The organism is Natrialba sp. PRR66 (assembly GCF_034808065.1).
Classification (GTDB): Archaea; Halobacteriota; Halobacteria; order Halobacteriales; family Natrialbaceae; genus Natrialba; species Natrialba aegyptia.
In genome coordinates this window covers 1-241 of record NZ_JAXHGN010000242.1, presented here as the reverse complement: position 1 = coordinate 241, position 241 = coordinate 1, and the positions used below count along the sequence as shown (strand labels likewise).

The window sequence follows — 241 nt, the reverse complement described above, 5'->3', positions numbered from 1 at the left end:
GCCGGCAGGTCGCCCGGATGCGCCGGGAGCACAACCGGGCGCGGATCCCGTCGAAGTCCGACCGCAACCAGGTGTACGGATTCACCGAGATCCGACATCTGGTCAGCGCGCTCTCGCTTCCCGACAGCGTCCGCGACCGCGCGTGCACGCTGTTCGAATCCGCCCAGTCCGAGGACCTACTTCAGGGGCGTTCTATCGAGGGGTTTGCGGCCGCGGCGGTGTACGCGACCTGCCGTGTCGA

Annotated in this window: 1 pseudogene; it reads left to right on the top strand. The window is 68.5% G+C overall.

Annotated elements, in window-relative coordinates:
• Positions 1-241, top strand: a pseudogene (locus tag SM755_RS24110) (transcription initiation factor IIB family protein); the annotation flags it as partial.